16 protein-coding genes are annotated in these 17,531 nt (G+C 32.2%); 6 read left to right on the plus strand and 10 right to left on the minus strand.

Annotated features, from left to right (window positions below; all coding sequences use genetic code 11):
* Positions 1-238: 238 nt before the first annotated feature.
* From SB679_RS02510 to SB679_RS02540, 7 genes are all read right to left on the minus strand, one after another.
* Entirely contained in the window at positions 239-853 is a 615-nt protein-coding gene (locus SB679_RS02510) for a hypothetical protein (protein ID WP_410700659.1), read from the minus strand.
* A gap of 175 nt (positions 854-1,028) precedes the next feature.
* Positions 1,029-1,487, minus strand: coding sequence for a carboxymuconolactone decarboxylase family protein (locus SB679_RS02515; protein WP_410700660.1), 459 nt, complete (start codon positions 1,485-1,487; stop codon positions 1,029-1,031).
* Positions 1,488-1,616: 129 nt separating this feature from the next.
* A complete protein-coding gene (locus SB679_RS02520; protein WP_410700661.1) occupies positions 1,617-2,081 on the minus strand; it encodes a hypothetical protein in 465 nt (154 codons plus the stop codon).
* 155 nt (positions 2,082-2,236) lie between these two features.
* The gene (locus tag SB679_RS02525) at positions 2,237-2,755 is read right to left on the minus strand and encodes an SRPBCC family protein (RefSeq protein ID WP_410700662.1); all 519 of its coding nucleotides are present in this window, start codon (positions 2,753-2,755) and stop codon (positions 2,237-2,239) included.
* A 191-nt stretch (positions 2,756-2,946) separates the two neighbouring features.
* On the minus strand, positions 2,947-4,692 hold the full coding sequence (locus SB679_RS02530; RefSeq protein ID WP_410700663.1) for a CocE/NonD family hydrolase: 1,746 nt from the start codon (positions 4,690-4,692) through the stop codon (positions 2,947-2,949).
* A 27-nt stretch (positions 4,693-4,719) separates the two neighbouring features.
* A complete protein-coding gene (locus SB679_RS02535) occupies positions 4,720-5,439 on the minus strand; it encodes a LytR/AlgR family response regulator transcription factor (RefSeq protein WP_410700664.1) in 720 nt (239 codons plus the stop codon).
* Positions 5,436-6,497: a sensor histidine kinase gene (locus tag SB679_RS02540; RefSeq protein ID WP_410700665.1), complete on the minus strand. Its 1,062-nt coding sequence runs from the start codon at positions 6,495-6,497 to the stop codon at positions 5,436-5,438. The genes SB679_RS02535 and SB679_RS02540 overlap by 4 nt, the downstream gene beginning before the upstream one ends.
* A gap of 515 nt (positions 6,498-7,012) precedes the next feature.
* Here SB679_RS02540 and SB679_RS02545 point away from each other — a divergent pair.
* From SB679_RS02545 to SB679_RS02570, 6 genes are all read left to right on the plus strand, one after another.
* Positions 7,013-8,512: a tetratricopeptide repeat protein gene (locus tag SB679_RS02545; protein ID WP_410700666.1), complete on the plus strand. Its 1,500-nt coding sequence runs from the start codon at positions 7,013-7,015 to the stop codon at positions 8,510-8,512.
* A 188-nt stretch (positions 8,513-8,700) separates the two neighbouring features.
* Positions 8,701-10,221 (plus strand): hypothetical protein, encoded by a 1,521-nt coding sequence (locus SB679_RS02550; RefSeq protein ID WP_410700667.1) that lies wholly within the window; start codon positions 8,701-8,703, stop codon positions 10,219-10,221.
* 173 nt (positions 10,222-10,394) lie between these two features.
* Positions 10,395-10,838, plus strand: a complete 444-nt coding sequence (locus tag SB679_RS02555; protein ID WP_410700668.1) for a transposase — start codon at positions 10,395-10,397, stop codon at positions 10,836-10,838.
* A 36-nt stretch (positions 10,839-10,874) separates the two neighbouring features.
* Complete coding sequence (locus SB679_RS02560; protein WP_410700669.1) at positions 10,875-11,225, plus strand: helix-turn-helix domain-containing protein; 351 nt, start codon at positions 10,875-10,877, stop codon at positions 11,223-11,225.
* 33 nt (positions 11,226-11,258) lie between these two features.
* Positions 11,259-11,477 carry a hypothetical protein gene (locus tag SB679_RS02565; RefSeq protein ID WP_410700670.1) on the plus strand — a complete coding sequence of 73 codons (219 nt, stop codon included), beginning with the start codon at positions 11,259-11,261 and terminating at the stop codon, positions 11,475-11,477.
* A gap of 315 nt (positions 11,478-11,792) precedes the next feature.
* Positions 11,793-14,126, plus strand: coding sequence for a mechanosensitive ion channel domain-containing protein (locus SB679_RS02570; protein ID WP_410700671.1), 2,334 nt, complete (start codon positions 11,793-11,795; stop codon positions 14,124-14,126).
* 195 nt (positions 14,127-14,321) lie between these two features.
* On the opposite strand, the gene SB679_RS02575 is transcribed toward SB679_RS02570, so the two are convergent.
* The 3 genes from SB679_RS02575 to SB679_RS02585 all read right to left on the minus strand — a co-directional run bounded on the left by SB679_RS02575 (position 14,322) and on the right by SB679_RS02585 (position 17,377).
* On the minus strand, positions 14,322-15,212 hold the full coding sequence (locus SB679_RS02575) for a GNAT family N-acetyltransferase (protein WP_410700672.1): 891 nt from the start codon (positions 15,210-15,212) through the stop codon (positions 14,322-14,324).
* A gap of 623 nt (positions 15,213-15,835) precedes the next feature.
* Entirely contained in the window at positions 15,836-16,750 is a 915-nt protein-coding gene (locus tag SB679_RS02580; RefSeq protein ID WP_410700673.1) for a hypothetical protein, read from the minus strand.
* Positions 16,751-16,837: 87 nt separating this feature from the next.
* Positions 16,838-17,377, minus strand: coding sequence for a helix-turn-helix domain-containing protein (locus tag SB679_RS02585; RefSeq protein WP_410700674.1), 540 nt, complete (start codon positions 17,375-17,377; stop codon positions 16,838-16,840).
* Between the last annotated feature and the right edge of the window lie 154 nt (positions 17,378-17,531).

The raw sequence follows: 17,531 nt of genomic DNA on the forward strand, positions 1-17,531 counted from the left end.
GAATTGGAGGTTTGACAATATTTGAAGCTATTTTAGGAATTTTTTGAGTATTGTCGTTTTGCTTATACTAAGTAATCTCCCTACTCCACTGATACCAACACCCTCAGTTATCAGTTGCAGAATATTATGATTAGTACTTCTATGGTAAGTTAACCGGTTTATTTTCGATGTACCCAAAATTTCTTTTTGATGAATTTATTAAAATAAGGCAGATCGTTTATTTTTTCCATTCCTTTTCTCATTTTGCCTCAGAAGCAGTAGCTACTTCTGAAAGGTCAGTAGTACGGTACAAATAATCTACCGGAGTACTATTTCCTTCTTCAGAATGAAATCCTGGCACTACCATACCTTTTATAATACCGTTTTTTATACTTTTAAAATTAATCTGCCTTTCTGCAAGATCACCTCCTCTATCAAATGAATATTTATAATCAAGAACACCATTATTATTGATGAAAATAGCATAATGTGCATCCCAATTATTCCCACCCTGGCGTCCTTCTATAGAAAAAGGCATAATAGCATCATCCTGATGATCATCATTCAGGTCACCAATCAGAATTGGCCGTTCCGAATCAAAAATTGAACCACCCAAACCATCCGCCTCAATGCCTAACTCTTTAATAAATTGGTCAGTTGTTATCGTTTTCTTAAAAGCAGTAAGCACTGCAATAGTGTCAATAACAGGAATTTTAGCATTCGTTACAAGAGTATCTTTTTCTTTTATGGCTGTTTCCTTGGTAATAATGGTATCAGTAACCTTCTTATTTTGCTGACTTCCCTTTTCATTGGGGCTGCAGCTTAAAATAGTTACAGCCAACAGCAATAAAAAATATATTTTGTTTAAGCTCATTTGATAATGATTTAATAAAGCGTACTGTTCAATATCGTCAATACAAAAGTATGTAAAACTACTACTGTATAAAATCCCTGCTTTCAGCTAATTTATGCAATTATAATTTCGAGATAAAACTACATTTCTGCCTCGTTTTTTACTTTGAGAAACAGAAACAAAATGGTTTTCGTTTTCATTTTTTTGTCCGTTCGGTTAAAACTTCTTTTAACATATTGGTTCCGTTAATAGCCGAAGTAAATCCTGAATAAATACTCATCAAAATCATAATTTCTTTTATTTCGATTTCGGTAAGACCGATGTTTAAACCTGCGTTGATATGAAATTTCAGTTGCGGTTTTGCGGTTCCCAAAGCTGTTAAAGCTGAAATTGTGGCAATTTGTCGGTATCTCTCACCCAAATTTGTTTCTTGAAAATATATCTGCGTACCCATACTCAACATGAATTTTACCAAATCGGGTGAAAAGTCATTATATGCAGATTTTAACTTCTCTACCTGAAGACTGTCTAGTTTTGTTAATTCTTGTTCTCCTAATTTTAACCTGTCCATTGTTATTTTGTCGGCCGTCTTTCCCACTTCGTCTTTTATTCCATTCTTTTTTCTTTCTTCTAAAACTCCTTTCAAGGTGTTCATTGCATTTATACAACTTGGAAAACCCGAATAAACCGACATTTGCATAATCACTTCCTTTAGTTCATATGGGTCTTACCTGGCAATTAGATGGTGAAGCATTTGGAACCAATCAACCGGGTTACATGCTATTTATTCTTTCCATTTAACGTAATTAGTTGTTCCGTTTTCGTTCCAATCTATTTTCAAAGTATCTTTTGTCACTTTTTTAATGATTCCAACATTTACAAAATCATTATAGTATACTTTGAGAGAATCTTCGTTTATGATGTATGGCATATCTCCATCTCCATCATAATCTACAACATAAAAGGATTTTTTATTTAAGTCAAAGTCAGCGTGAGGTCCTTCAGGATCACTTGCCCAAATTCCGAAAAGTAATTTTATATCAAATTTCGATTTGATTATTTTACTCTCATTCGGACGGTCAACATCTTGTATACTTTCAATATCTTTGTTTTTTTTGGAAACGATTTCTACAATTTTATTTTCTTTTTTTGGTCGTATTGAATTCTCAATATTTATTTCATTAGCAGTTTCTTTTTTCTCGCAAGAAATTGCAGTTAATACACAAATAATTAATACGTATTTCTTCATCATTCTGTCTTTATATTATAGCATGCAATGTTTTACGGCTTGGTGATGTAGAGTAAATCGAATCATAAATGTTCAATTTATACTAAATTCAATTGAAAACTGCCATTGAATTTTGCATTTCTGCCCGTTTGATGCAAACCCCTTGTTGGGAATGTTTATTTCTGTTCTGCCAATTTTTTCAGCTTTTTATTCATTTCTTCAAATCCTCTTTTTGTGTTGTTGTCAAGTTGTTTTTTAAATAATGGGACAAGTATTCCTTTAAATTTTTCACTTTGCCTAAAAGTTATTGTCCCGTTTCTGTTGTCAATAAGTTCAAATTTATGTTCGCCATCAAAAAGTCCAGCAAACAGTAAATGACCAAGCCAGCTTAATTCTTTATCCGTTTTAAATGTAAGAATTTTTGGGTTAAAAGTCATTCCTTTTGATTCTGGTGGTTCTATAGTTACTGTAATTTTGTTTCCTACTTTTACTTCGCCTTTTATTGATTTTATGAATGGATTCCAATTCGGATAGTTGTCAAAGTTGGTGAGAATTGACCAACTTTTTTCAGGAGTCGAATTGATTAAAATTTCTGTTTTTATTTCTTTTTCCATTACTGTTGTATTTAATAATGTGATTAAAATAACAGTTGTTAAAATAATGGTTGTTAAAATAATTGTCTTTAAATATTTCATTTGGTTTCGCTTTTGAGATACATTACAAAGATCTAACAGAACAATTATTCTGCTCTTGACAAAAATCAAGAAATTACGGAAGTTGTCTTTTATTCTATGAATAGCGACATTAATCCGGCATTTTCTTCCTTGGTTACCTAAAGCCGAAAATAATAGAAGAAGCCGAAATACTTCTGAAGGAATACACCAACTCAATGTCTTAATATCGGAATTTTCACAAAACTGTCGTTGTACCATTTCACCCGTAAGGGTTCTTTAGCATCTTTAATGGTTTCTTCACTTACGGTTTTTCCTGTTCCGTAGTTGAGTTCAGAAAATGGATTTTTATTTACATTCAGATAGACGACCAGCCGGCTTCCCTTGCTTAACTGTTTACTTACCAAATGGGTATTGGAGAATGGAATGGTTTCAATTTTATTTGGTTTCAGCAATTTCCTTTTTGCACTATCCGTTGAGTAACTTGCCCGCCCAATAAAATAAGACAGATGAAAATATTCTCCATTGGGCATTAATTCATATAAGGTCACTCCGATATCCATATCCTTTTTATTGATGCTGGCTTTAATTTCCCCTAAAAAGGAACCGTTTATTAACAGGGGCTCTTCCAAGGGTTCACTAACAAAATTAAATCCGTTAGAGGTGTCAATTTCCTTTCGAATAATAGGTTCCGGATAATAATCATTATTTGTTATTTCTCTGTTTGCAAAATCTACCTGCTGTGCTAAATACCCCTTCTTACCCGGTTTTTGTGAGCTTAAAGAGTAGAATTTATCTGACTTTTTATCCGTCAGATAAAGGGTTAAAAAACCATTACTCATTTTATCAATAGATGGTGCACTTCGCCATTCATTGGCGCCCATTACCTGATAGTTAATTCTGTCTTTTAAAATTTCGGGTTTAGTCCCATTCTTTAAAATATAATCAAACCATTGATAAGTAATTGTATTAATATCAAATAACGCAACAGGGTCTACTTGATATTCGTACAGAATAGCTTCTCCTCCACTTTGAGTCCCAAAATGCCCATAAGGTCCTATAATTAAATAAGCAGGTGTCTGAGGGCTATACTTTTGGAGTTCCCTCAAATAATATAAGCCCGAACTCTGGCCGTCATTGTAGTAACCGTCAAATGCCAAAACGGGTATTTTTATTTGTGCGAAATCTTTTTCATAGGGAGCCATTTTTTGCCAATACTGATCAAAAGAAGGATGGCTGATCCATCGCTGAAACCATTTATTAGGTACACCGTCTATACTATCTAATTTTTTATAGGCAACTCCTGTCTCCCACCATTTATTTTGCATTTTTCTAAAACGCTGCCTGTCATTTCCGGCTATGGTATCCAGGTATTTATTATTTCCAACATACAATGCCCATTCATAATTGGGGTTAACAAAAATATTATTTTCTACAGGTAAACCCTGCCCCGGTCGGGCCGCTACATAAGGTACAATTGTTTTAAGGGCCGGGTGTAAGTTTTTACATGCTGCCCATTGTGTAAATCCATTATAACTTCCTCCATACATTCCAACTTTTCCATTAGACCATTTTTGTTTACTGATCCAATCTATGACATCATAGGTGTCATTGGCATCATTCTCATATGGAAGTATTTCGTCTTGACTGAATCTTTTTCCTCTTGCATATGCCATAACTCCTATATAGCCGTTATCTACAGATCTCTTTAATGATACCATATCCCTGCCTGCGTCCCTAACATAAATTGTTGATTGAAGTATGACAGGTGCAGGTGTTTCGTCTCCTTTTTTACGCACCACTATTAAAGATAAGGTTGCTCCATCTCTGGTTCTTACAGTAACACTATCCTGAATATTATAAATACTTTTTAAGTCTTCCGTTTTTGCTTTTTTTGTTTGTTGGGCCGGACAATAGAAAAATGCCAGAAATAGTATGATGAAATTCAAGAATATTTTCATTGGTTAGTTTTATTTAGGTCGTTTTTATTAGATTTTATTTATATTTTTGAGCTTAACAGATTGGCGGTTTGAAACTTCCAATAGCTCTCCTGTTTTTAATTTTACCACTAAGCGACCTCCAGTTATTTGTTTTACTTCTTGGATATATTCAATATTAATAATCTCAGTCCTGTTTATTCTAAAAAAGATATTTTCATCCAGCATTTCTTCCCATTGGCGAAGTGAACGTCTTTGAAGTGCCTTTTTACCTTGAAAAAAAAGTCTGGTATAATTTTCAAGTGATTCAATTAAATAAATTTCATCTAATTGGATAAAGAATCGTTTTTCCCCATCTTTAATAAAAATCTTCCGGTCTTTGGCTGCCACATTATTTAAAGAAAATTTCTGGTGTATAGAATCTCTTATTTTTGTAATTGCTTTTGCAAAGCGTTCCTCTCTTATAGGTTTCATAAGATAGTCTAACGCATTTACCTCAAATGCTTTTACGGCATATTGGTCATAAGCTGTAATAAAAAGTACTGCAGGTACATGATCTAAGGATTCCAATAAATCGAAACCGGATTTTTCCGGCATCTGAATATCTAAAAACAGCAAATCAGGCATTTCTGTTTCAATCAAATTCTTAGCGTCATCAGCATTTTCAGCCTCACCGATCAGAACAAAGTCTTCATACCCTTTTAATGTATTTTTCAGTTCTTCCCGTGATAAACGTTCATCATCTACTATTATAACTTTTATTTTTTTCATTTGACTGGGAGTAAAATAGTTGCCAAAACCGTTTCATCTGTGTTCTCTTTAATCTCAAAAAAGGCATTTCCATTGTATTGTAATAATAGCCTCTCTTTGAGATTCTTCAATCCAATACCCGAATCTTTAATCTCATCACTCAGTTTTCCTGGATTTTGGACACTGATGTTTATATAATTGCTTTCTTCTTCAATTTTTATCATAATAAATCCGCCATTTTTCCTTTTTCCAATTCCATGTTTTATTGCATTTTCAACCAGGGACTGAATACTCAAAGGCAGAATCTGGTGTTTTGATATCTCTGCATTGATCTCCATTCTTATTTGCAACCGTTCTTCAAATCGTATTTTTTCTAATTCAAGATAATCCTTAACAAGATTAATTTCATCCTCTAAGGGCACTAATCTCTCTACATTGCTGTTTAAGGAATTCCTAAGCAGTTCAGACAAAAGATCGATTGCCCTTCTTGCAGAATTTGGGTTCTCTAATACGAGAAATTTTATATTATTTAATGAGTTAAAAAAGAAATGCGGATTAAGCTGTGCACTCAGATTATTCAATTGTGCTTCTTTTATTTTAAGTGATAACTGTGCATTTTCCTTCACCGTTGCAATTTCAAGTCTTGAATAATGGAAAAGATGGTAAGCCAATAACCAAATAGACATTAATCTGGTACCTGTAATAAAAATCTGTAATTCCATAGATTTGAAAAACTCGATGAACGAAATCATAGTACTTTTTAAAATAAACAGCCGTACCAGATAGAGTTTACCGACAATCAAAAACATATATAGTAAAGAAAGTATCAAAACACTGATTGCAATTTTTGGAACCAGCTTTTTCAGATTTAATTTATTCCAACCCTTTCTTATCGCAAAATTCCTGTACATATGTGTCAATGAAATACCTATAAATACATCCAATATGAAATCTAATATTCCTATTTTCCAACTAAAATTACCTGTAAAAAATGCTGAGAATCCCCAATAAAATGAAACCGAAAACCATCCAATAAGCTGAATCTTCCAATAGGTTGATATTCTTCTAATTATTTTCAATACACAAATTTTTAATGCTTTAGTAAAGATATTCCTCTGATGCAGACTGAGCAAATAAAAGTACATGAACGAAGAATAATAGCAGATGAACGCAGAATGCTTTTTTGAAAAAAAATGTGGCGGAATAATATGTTTAGTTAGAAGAACGTTTTTAATATTTAATTATTAATTCCTTTTTCATTTAATCTTGCCTAATATATTAGTTTTAAACTTTGTGACTTTTACAATATCCTGTAATACAAATAATTGAATTTATGTACTTTTAATTCAGCCTCATTTTTACCCCATGATAGTTTATGATTTTATAATTATCACTTAACTAATTATTATATAATGCTGAATATATGAACCAACACATCAACATTTTATAAATTACAATATATTATTTCTTATTTTTAACTAATAATATTATTTGATACTTATTGACAGGTATTGCTATCATAGTGTTAAGTTAGTTTAACAGCTAATTAAAGCCATTCGCGTATCTTTCGGCCCTTTTAATACATTGAAAATTTATGCGATATAAATTCATATTATTTCTTCTTTTCTTCCATTTTGCTCTTTCTTTTGCTCAAAATAGTAAAGAGATATCCTCTATTGACAGTTTATGGACAATAGTTAGCGATAAAAATGCTTACGCAGAAAAAGGCAGTAAAGAAATGCTGAGGTTATGTACTGAAATGTATTATCAGTCTAAAGATATAGGTTATGATAAAGGACAGCTTAACTCTATCGTAAAGTTAGCGGGAATTTATCTGGATGAACGCAATTATAGCGAAGCCCTAAAGAAAATACCTGAAGGCATTGAACTGGCAGAAAAATCTAACAGCTATTTAAACTGGTCTAATTTGCTGATCATTCAGGGAGACATCAATACTGAATTGGGGTATTTTCAAAAGGCAAGAAAAAGCTTTAAAAAAGCGTTATTAATTACTGACAAAGTTCTGGCAAATGATAAAAAATATGCTAGTAAATCAGCTATCTATTATCAAATAGGCAACATTAGCGATAGTGAAGGTGTAGGTGTAGGTGCAGTAAAAAATGACAGTGCTCTATTTTATTTTCATAAAGCTTACGAGGAATCTAAAAAAATAAGTAGCATTTATCCTATGAGAAAGATTTATATTGCTAAATATGCTGCAATTTTAGGAGCAGAATATTTAGATCAAAATAATATTCCTCAGGCGGAAAGATATTTAGATGAATTTCCGCTGCTTATGAAAGATGAAAAAAATAAAGCCAGTTTTATACCCTATTATAGAATCAGGGGACAAATTGAAATTGAAAAGAAAAATTATCCCAAAGCGATTGAGTATTTTAATCAGAGCATAGCACTTTTTAAAGAATATAAGCTGCTTCCATCAGAATTAGCAGCATCTTACTCAGGTATTTCAAAAGCGTATCAAGGCAGTGGAGATTATAAAAATGAAGCATTTTATCTTGCAGAATCCAGCAGAATAAAAGACAGTCTTTTACTTGCCGACAAGAAAACTGTAGAAAAAGTACCATCAGAGCCGAAAAAAAAAGAACAGCCTGTCAATAATATCTTTATTATAATTGTTTTCACAGTGTTTGTCACAATATTAGTTTGTTGGTTATTTTTCTTTCAAAAGAAAAAAACAGGAGAAAAAGAAGCTGCAACTGTTGAACTCAAAGAAGAAAAATTAATCCCCAATGAATTTGATACACTTCATTCTTTAGAACAACATGACAATACAGAGCTTCAAGATCTAAGCACTATTATTGAACGGGTTAAAAATAATGATAAATCATTTCATCTGAAATTTTTAGAATTGTATCCCAAATTCAATCAGCATCTATTGGTAATAAATCCACAGTTGACTCATCTCGACCTGGAATACTGCGCACTAATCAAATTGAATTTTGATACCAAGGAAATTGCAAGGTTCAAAAATACATCTGTAAATTCTGTTGAAAGTAGAAAATACAGAATACGGAAAAAACTGGGTATCGCTACTCATGAAAATATGTACGTTTGGTTTATGAATCTATAAAAAACACATATTTAGGCCCTTTATAAATGACGAATTTAACAAAAAAAAAGCACCACAAAACATTCATATTCAATACCTTAAACCAGTTGACAAATATTGACAAGTATTAACAAATATTGCTACTTGCCGGTTTAATATTTTTCAGGATTTCTACGCTAATTTCGCCTCAGAATTTTAATGCAAAATCTATGAAAAAAATATTTATTTCCATTGTATTGCTGGCAGCGGTAAGTACACAGGCACAAGTAGGAATTAATACCCAAACTCCCAATTCAACATTAGATGTGCAAGGCAAAGCAAGTACTACAACAATTCCTGACGGAATTATTGCTCCAAGAATCAGTAAGCAGCAATTAGCAGCTAAAACAGCTGGTACCTATGACACACCTCAGACAGCTGCTGTCGTTTTTGTAAACGATATTACTACTCCCACCGGAACAATCCCTAGTTTGGCTCAAGTAATAGAAGTTACTGCACTCGGATATTATTACTTTAATGGAACTATATGGAAGGCAATCGGTGGTGGTGCATCGACTGTTGATACAAGTATCTATACAAATAATGGTACTTTATCAGCGAACAGAACTGTTAACCAGGGAGGTTTAACATTAGCCTTTACCGGAGGAACCACTACTAATTCATTTTCTGTAAATGGTTCAAGCTTGTCTGTAGATGCATTGAATGATCGAATAGGAATAGGAACCACTGCACCACTTACAAAACTGCATGTTGTTGCACCGACTGTGCAGGCTAATAGGTACAACTTAATAGATGCTCCCTCTTCAACCAATCAATATGCATTGGTTGCTTTAAGAAATACTTCACCTTTAGCTACAGGTAATTATTCTTTATTAGGCTTTACAAATGACGGACCTACATCAGGAGGCGCCAACTGGGGTGTGGGAAGTATACGTACAGGAGCATCTTCAACAACTGGTTCTGAAGAAGATTTTTATATCGGTAACTCTTTAGGAGGATCTCTAAATGAACGCTTCAGAATTAATTCTGCCGGAAATGTCGGGATAGGTACTTCTCTACCGCAAAGACCACTGCACGTTAATGCAAATACAGGACCTGTACGATTTGAAAACCTTGCAACGCTGGCTGCAGGTACATCTGCTTCCGGATTAGTTATTGATGGCAATGGAGATATTTACAAAAATAATAGTGTATCCGTTGAAGGACAGATTCTAAGGATAGGACTTAATGGTACAACATATTCGTCGGGGACACAAGCTGCTCTTAGATTTAATGCAAACGATGATGCGACAGAAATGGGGAATGCCCCAAATGCAGCTCCTAACTTTATCAATACAATTGTTGGAGCGACAATATCGGAAGGGGTTTCTCCAGGAGCAGGCACAAATGGTTCTTTCACCAGAACAACAGATCAAATAAATCTTCCGCCTGGAGTATATAAAGTACAGGTAAGGCTTGTTGGAAGTTTTGCATTAGCATCTGCTAATAACAATATTTTTATAAAAGCGATAGTTAACAATAATGAATACTCTATAATAAATGGTTCCAACAATTCCAGCCAAACCTCAGTATATTATTTTGATGATTATATTAACATTACAGGAGCTACTTCACAGACATTAGATTTCTCAGTACAGCCAGGAAATAGTAATTTTACTGTTTCATCATCAGCTTCTCCAGGTACAGGTAACTCTTACAGAAGTTTGATTTTAATACAGAGATTAAGATAAATTAAACTTGTAACTCCGGGGAATCATCTGATACATACCCAAAAACAGTGTTATAAAATACTTAATATCACTGATTCATCATGGTAAACAGAAAATAAAAACTTTACCCATAAAAAAAATTGGAAAGGAGAACTGCAAAAAGCTCTTCTTTCCTCTTTTAAATTAAATATGCAATGAAATTTGATTTTAAAAATATCCATATTGGCAAATGCATTAAAAATAGAGTTGAAGAAGAAGAAATTTCTATTAGCCGCATTTGTAATTTCCATAAAACTTCTGTAAATGAAATATATAAAATGTACGAGGAGGAAAGTATGGATGCAGAAGTTCTTCTTCAATGGTGTAAGCTCTTGAAATATGACTTTTTCAGAATGTACAGCCAGCATCTTATTCTGTTTTCGCCAGAGATCCGATCAGATTCTAATACCAGAATAAAAACTGAAGCCATTCATCTTCCAAAGTTCCGTAAAAATATATATACCAAACAGGTAGTGGAATTCATTTTGGAATTAATAAACACTGGTGAAAAAACAAAACTTCAGATAGCCGAAGAATATAAAATCCCAAAAACCACCCTTTATAAATGGATTTCTAAGTACAGTAATAATGAAAAGTAAAGTTTTATTTTTCTAAAAACATCATCAAAAAAACACATGACTACAAGAACACCTGATTATAAAAAAATCTACCATGATATTATTCTAAGAAAGTATCCCGAAAAATATAATCTTTGCAGCTCTTTATTAGAAAAGAATACCTTGTCACAATTAGATATTATTAAATTAAATCAGCTAGTTTTTACTCATGAAGACAAGAAAACATTTGAATTCAATCAAAAACACAGATCATACGATCAATCTACGATTTTTAAAATTTTAAGACATCAAAAAGAGAGAAAATATAACAACTCACAAGTAGCAAAGGAATTTAATATAAGCCGGAATACGATTGCAAAATGGAAGAAAACATTTACTCACCACGAGAAATTCAGTATAATTCTATAAATACATCAAAAAGTCTATTTTTCATTTTAGATTATGTCAAATAAATACAAAAATCTTACTGGTAAAACAAAAAAAGAGGTTTTAGAAATTATACAAGAAGATAATATTAATTATTTCAATTCCAACAGATGGATTTTTTATCTGGGAAAAGTTCATTTTTGGCAGAAAGAATTCCTGCATCTTTTTTTTGAAGAAGAAAAAGTAATATTATCAAGAGCTGTTTTCAAAAACTGCTGGAATAAAAAAATTTGAAAATATGCCTGCTAAGGGCTGTGTATTGGGACAAATCTATCTTTTATAGATTTGTCCTTTTTTTCGAAAAATGGATTTCCAATTATAAATTATGTTTCAAAAAAATTCAAAACACCTCAGTTTTATGATGTTTTCTGTTCTATCAATAGCTGCCAATCTCTAATGTAAATCGGTCAAAAATGGTATACATCTATGATACGTTGAACCATTAATATAGTAAGAAATGTACATTGAAGTCTTTAAGAATACTTTTGGCACAATTTTCCTTACACAAATATTTACACAATTACACAATAATAACTTTCAAAAAAGTTTATGATGTTAAAAAAAATATTTCTTTCCCTTGTTGTGCTGTTTACCTTTCAATTAGCAATGGCTCAGAAAAAGATAGATGTAAAAGTGGTACAAGATACCCTTACCGATTTAGAGATACCTAATTTAGTAAATAAGATAGAAAACTATAGTCTCTTAATTGATAGAAATAGCTTCCTGTTAAAGAAAAATTACGATTTAACAAGTATCGAAAGAGAAGTACCCCCCATTGAAAAAGGCATTTCTGGCTTCAAAAATAAATTTGATTCTTTAAGTAAGAATATGAATGTCAGAAGTTTAAATACCATTATTATTTTATTGGAAGAGGCTACAGAAAAATTAGATGCCTACCAAAAGAAACTATCGGATTATCAAAAAAGGCTTAATCAGAGTAATACTGAAATTGATAAAATACTGGGTGATAAAGAGTTGCATATTAGCAGTAATGATCCTGTTTTAAATCAACAAGTTAATGAACTTCTTACCAACGCTAAAAAATTACAATACCAACAAAAGAAAATTTTAGCAAGTATAAATTTATGGAACAGTAAGGTTTCTGTATGCACGTATCAAACCAACGATTTGGTTTCTGATATGACTTATATGGCGATCGCTAAGAAAATGGATATGTTTTCTGCTGAAGAAGCGAGTCTTTTTAATTTGAAAGCAAAATCTTACAAAAATAGCTTATATACTGTTGTTACCAATACTTTAACAAGTTCATTTAAGATCATCACCATTTATTTGAAGAGCAGAACAGGGGTCATTATCTTTACTTTGTTCATCTTTATCGGGCTTACCTTTTGGCTTGCTTATAACCTTAGACGAATAAAAAAACAAGAAGACAGCGTTGCCATTTTAAGTCTTAGTAATTTGATTAGAAGAAGCATGTGGCTTTCTTCAATATTCTGTTTCTTAACCTATATGCCTCTGTTTTTTGGAAACCCTCCAATGTCATTTTTGCATTTCTGTGAGTTTTTTAGAATTGTTGTTTTATATTTTTTAATTGCGCCTTTTATCAATCAACCTTTTAAAATAATTTGGACAGGTATTGTAATCATTTGGACAGGATATGCTATTGACGATTTATTATTAGAATCAGCTTACGGAGAGCGCCTGATTTTATTATTTCTAGGGATTATTATGATTTCTATTTGTGTGTTCCTTTTAAAATCGAAGGAGAAATTTTTCAGGATTTTGGAAGAATCTCCGGTAGCAAGAGCATTAATTATTTTCGTACTTTTTCAAATTATTTTATCAGTTCTATTTAATATAACAGGCCGCTTAACTCTTGCTAAAACATTTGGAATTACTGCCGTACAATGTTTAGTATATGGCGTTGTTTTAAAGGTATTTTGTAGAATTGTTATTGAGGCTATTTATTTACAGACAGAAACTTTTCAATCGAGTAGAATTTCGGAATACATTAATTTTAAAGAAATTCAGCACCGTATACAACGTAATTTATGGATACTTGCCTGTTTGGCATTCTTTGTTGCCTTTGTAAGAAGTTTAGGATATTATGATTTGCTGACAAAATTTTCGACCAATTTCTTTTATGAAGAAAGAGCCATTGGCAGTTACAAATTCACATTAGCCAGCGTCCTTATCTTTTTTATCATCCTTTGGATTTCATCACTGATCTCAGGGTTTATTAATTTCTTTTTCGGATATGAGAAATCGGTAACTGAAGGTAAACGAAATGGCTTAAATTCCATGATGTTATTGGTGAGATTAGCTATTTATTCAGTAGGATTTCTTGTTGCCATTGCAGCAGCGGGAATTCCTTTGGATCGTATATCAATTATGCTGGGAGCATTAGGTGTTGGTATTGGGTTTGGGTTGCAAAATATTATCAACAATCTGGTTTCTGGTGTAATCATCGCTTTTGAAAGACCAATACAAATTGGAGATCAGATTGAAATCGGAACAAAAGCCGGGCTGGTGAAAGAAATTGGTATTCGTTCCAGTAAAATTCACAGTGCAGATGGCGCAGATATTATTGTTCCCAATGGAGATTTGCTTTCTCAACATTTGATCAACTGGACGATGCAGGATAGACGTAAGCGTATTGAATTTATAATTGGTGTACCTTATGACTCCGATTTGGAGGTAGCGAGAGCAGTAATTGCTGAGGAATTGTCTACAAATCCAAATATTTCTAAAAGTTCTGCGCCAGGTATAAATATTAATGATTTCGGGGAAAGCTCTGTCCGCCTTAAAATCCATATTTGGGTAGATGATTTGTCATTAGCTTCGGAAGCCCGTACCACTGCTATGATTGGTACTAAAAAGGCTTTAGCTCAAGCCGGTATCTTACTGGAGACCGGAATATAAATTGATAAAAAATGATATAGAAAAAAGACACTTAAAACGTATTGAAATTTCACTAAAAATGGGCCACCGGATCCAGAGTCAAAGTGATAAAGCCTAATCTGCAACTGATGTAACGGCTTTTCTTGTCCATTCGTAAAAAGAAAACCTTTCAGGCTATTTTGGATTGAGCAACGGCATCAGTTACTCTGCATCTGTCTAATTATTTTCATCTTCCCAAATTACGGCATTTATTTTCCAGCCTTTTGTAGTTTTAATGTACTGAAAAAACTTATTTCCGTTTCCTTCAAAATATTCACCATTAAGATATCCCTTCTTTTGATATTTAGAAAAACGCTGCGCCAAATTATTAACCACTTTTGTTTCTTCAGCTACTTCATATTCTTCAAATTCTGTAAGTGTTCCGTCAGAAAGGATTTTTTTTCTTGGGCTAATAAAAGTTTCAATGTTAAAAGTTTCTTCGTTGTCTTTACTCTTTTTAATAATAATGGTCTCGGGAAAACATATATCATTTATTTTTTCTAATTCAGGTTTACTTTGCTTTATGTTGGTAAACAAATTAAAAAAAACTTTTGTGATTTGATTAATCAAAAAATTATCCGCTTTAATAGAATATATCAGCAGTAAATCTTTTCCTACTTCCATTTCTTTTTCAAACCTAAGACCTAATTTTTCTAATAATTTTATTGAGTTTATATTTTCCGTTACAGTCGTTGCAAGAATTTGCTCATGATTATTATTTATTGCATCATTTAAAACAGTGACAGTAGCTTCAAAGGCATACCCGTTTTTAGCATATTTTGGTAGAAAAGCAAAACCAATATCGTGATGTTCTAAATAATCTCGTTTAATAAAAGTGATAATTCCAATGCGAAGATTATCATTTTTTAATTTCACTACCCAATAATTAATATTGGGACTGTCGATTATTCTTTGAACATAATTTTTTGCATCCTCTTCTGTTCTTATATTTCTATCGCCAATAAATTGTACCCACTCGTGGGTATTGACTAATTCATTTATAAATTCAGTATCGTTTAAGGACAATTCATTTAGTAAGAGCCTTTCTGTCTTATATTGTATTTCCATTTTTAAATTATTTGTGTATAAAGTTTGTAAACTGTCTTTCTACAATGACTATTAAGATTTATAAGCTCTGCTTTTATACGGAAAATTGAGGCACAAAACTCTAATTTATTACTAAAATTCAATTGAAAAAGCTGCCATTTTAGCAATAAATCCATGTGATGTAAAACCGTACTTAGGCCTTCGAATTACTACTATAGAATTTTAAACTTTAGCCTTCATTATTGGCAAACCTACTTTTAAGGAGCGCATTTTAATTGAGTCTGCTTGATTTTCATTCATACTTATTTTTGTAAATTATTAATAATGATCTTACAGAATCTGCAATACTATGTTTAATAGGTCGATCTGAAGATTATAACCAATGGTTCAGAGCCTGATACTGTAAAAAAGGATGAGTCAGCTCAACCTTGCCCTAAAATTAAATTGAAATACAATACTTTAGCCTTTGTATTTCAAGCCTAAATGTAGTTAAATTTTCTAAAATAAATTCTGTAAAACTTTATGTATGTTTTGAATAATTTGCATTCCCGTTCCTATATACTTCATCATGCAATATGATCACTTTTTATATGTCTCCTAACATAAAATAAATCATACAGACCGCTACCTTTTTAACAGCAACTTTATTCAATTGATATTTTGCGGCTTATACAATCAATATAAATACTGTTTTTTAGAAATATTTTATTCCCTAGCATTCCGGTCATGCCTGAGAATTTCATAAGTAGGTATTGAGTATTGGAAAACCCTTTGACATACGTAATTTCACTCAACGGAACTCTTGTCTTTTTGAATTGTATTGTTTGATTGCACGTTGTAGAAAAAGCAGTCAATGTATTGTTCCATGAACGTACATTTTCCTTGGTTACTTTTGCATGGGGTAATTTTAAATCTTCCCAAACTTCCTGATAGGTCAGTAATTCATAAGCACTTGTTCCGGAATCATACAGAAATTTCTCTGTTTTTCCTTTTAACAAGGCAGGAATTATGATATGTCTTTTTTTAAATGAAAAATCAATAAGATTATTTTTGAAACGTTCCGGTGTTTCAGAGATATTAAAAACAATATGGTTTTCTTTAAAATTAATCAGGGTTTTCCTGTTTTCAAGCATGTCCGCCCCCAGTGTTCCTATTATTTTTGTTGATGTATTTTTATCATCTTCTCTCCCATTATTAACAATTTTGAATTGGTCTGAGAAAATTTTTGTCTTTCCTATAGTCAATGAAACTGTAGCCAATCCTTCATGAACTGAAATTCCTTTTATATTTTTTATTGCTTCCGCATACAATACGGTATAAGAATGTCCTGTATCAAACTGCAGATAATAAGTCACAGTATCTCCTGTAACACGAACAGGTAAAAGCAAAACATTCTTATCATTTCCTAACCACGTTACAGGAATATTTCCGCTTTCATTTTTTATCTCTAAATAATTAGATTCTGGAGTAAATTTTCTGTCGAAATAGAAATATCCAACTGTAATTATCAACACCAAAACAATTAAAAAAGCTACTGTAATTTTTTTTATTAATTTCATGATCTATTTTTCTGCAAGATTCGATGTTAAAAATCAATATTCCTGCAAAAACAATACGTCATTATTACGTCAATCCTATGACTGCATTTATAAAAAACTGGTTTTCAAACCTATGCGAAGATCACCTTTCGTGTTTAAACTAATACCATTCAGAATGATTACGCTTATCTTTACACAAATAAATCCTATCAGTGGAATGATAAATAATGGAAATCGTACAGGATATACTTTCTGGATAAACGGGCTGATGATCATTACAACAGAGACAATAAATGCCAAAATAATCTGTATTCCAATAATATTTTTTCCAAGTTCTTTACTTTTCGAATCCTTTGTTTTATACGTCAGCAATAACGGAAATATGATGCCACCAAATGGAATAACAACACCTGCCAAAGCAGAAAGGTTAATTAATTTCGCTCTGTCAACCTCCGCACTTTCCTTATTTTCAATAAGCTTTTGAGGATCAACCTCCAATGCAGCGGCCAATGCTTTTAAAGTAAAACCTCTAGGAGTATTTCCCGCCTCCATCCGTTGTATAGTCCGTAACGAAAGTCCTGCCTTTTCAGCAAGTTCAGTTTGAGTAAGATGTTTTTCTTCTCTTAATAATTGAACGGTTGATTTCATATGGTATAGGTTACAAATTGTATAACTTGATCTTATTAGATTCCGCAGCTGTAAACTTAAGAAAAAAATCAGTTGGTGAATCTTACAGGTTCATCATTTATTGAATTCGGTCCATCCAGATCATTCGATTTTTCGCCTTCCTTTCCCTGCTTTT

Origin of the sequence: Chryseobacterium sp. SIMBA_029, assembly GCF_046535275.1 — a bacterium.
Taxonomy (GTDB): domain Bacteria; phylum Bacteroidota; class Bacteroidia; order Flavobacteriales; family Weeksellaceae; genus Chryseobacterium.